The 1,185-nt window shown below is 54.5% G+C and carries 1 protein-coding gene; it reads left to right on the forward strand.

Annotated elements, in window-relative coordinates; all coding sequences use genetic code 11:
• Positions 1-205: 205 nt before the first annotated feature.
• Complete coding sequence (locus PseAD21_RS29315; RefSeq protein ID WP_102359176.1) at positions 206-1,153, forward strand: IS110 family transposase; 948 nt, start codon at positions 206-208, stop codon at positions 1,151-1,153.
• Positions 1,154-1,185: the final 32 nt, after the last annotated feature.

Consider the following 1,185-nt stretch of genomic DNA (forward strand, 5'->3'; position numbering starts at 1 on the left):
CTTGTATGGTAGGACTTGAAGGGAGGAGGAGGGACAAGGCTCGATTCTGACTGTTAGCGCAGTACAGACCGTGGGAGATTTCACCCCTCCTCCTTTCACCCAAGCGCCGATAAAGAATGCATCTGGCCTAGACCGACGATAGGAACAAGCCTGCGCCTCTGGGTGAACCCTTCAAGCGTTCAAACCTTAGCCCGGAGGATTTCTCATGGCAATGCCCGTCGTTACCACTCAGTCGATTATCGGGGTTGATGTCGCCAAGGACGAACTGGTGATTTATCACGCCGAATCAGATCAGCTCGAGACAATCTCCAATACCAAAGCGGCGATCAAGAAATGGCTCAAAACCGCTGCCAAGCCAGTGGCAATCGCCATCGAAGCCACCAATATCTATCACCAGGAATTTGCTGATCTGGCGTATGCCGATGGTTGCGTGATCTATATGGTTGGCGGTTATGAGCTCAGCCATTACCGCAAAGGCGTGAACGTTCGCGCCAAAACTGATGCGCTGGATGCCCGATTACTGGCCCGTTATCTGACAAACGAAGGGGACCACTTACGCCCTTGGACACCGCCGTCGCCCTTGTATTGCCGGCTCATCAGTCTTTTCCGGCGCCGTGCGGCTCTGGTCCAGGCTCGTGTTAGCCTCAAGCAGAGCTGGGAGAATGAGCCATTGCTCAAAACCGCTTTCAAAAATCAGATAAACGCCATGCAAAGACTGGAAATCCTGCTGGAGAAAACGATCCTGGCGCAGATAGACGAAGCCGGTTTAGGCGCTCAGCTCAAGCGTTGCATGAAGGTAGAAGGCATCGGTACGTTGACCGGCGCCCGCTTGCTCGCATCCTTTCAGCGTGGGGACTTCAGGAATGCCGACGCTTTCATCGCCTTTCTGGGCCTGGATCTGCGCATATCGGACTCAGGCAAAAAGAAAGGCCGTCGCTGCCTGACCAAACGAGGCGACTCAGAGGCACGTCGATTGCTGCACAACGCTGCAATGGCGGCGAGCCGGACCTCGGCGTGGAAAGGGTTTTATGAGGCTTTAAGAGAGCGCGGATTGAGCACTACCCAAGCACTGGTCGCACTAGCCCGCAAGCTTGCCCGGGTGGTATTTGCTCTGTTGAAAAACCAGAGCGAATACTCACCTAAAGCCGTTTAGGGGCTAGGCATGAACCATAGAATCTCCCACAG

The sequence above is a fragment of the Pseudomonas sp. AD21 genome (assembly GCF_002878485.1).
Lineage (GTDB): Bacteria > Pseudomonadota > Gammaproteobacteria > Pseudomonadales > Pseudomonadaceae > Aquipseudomonas.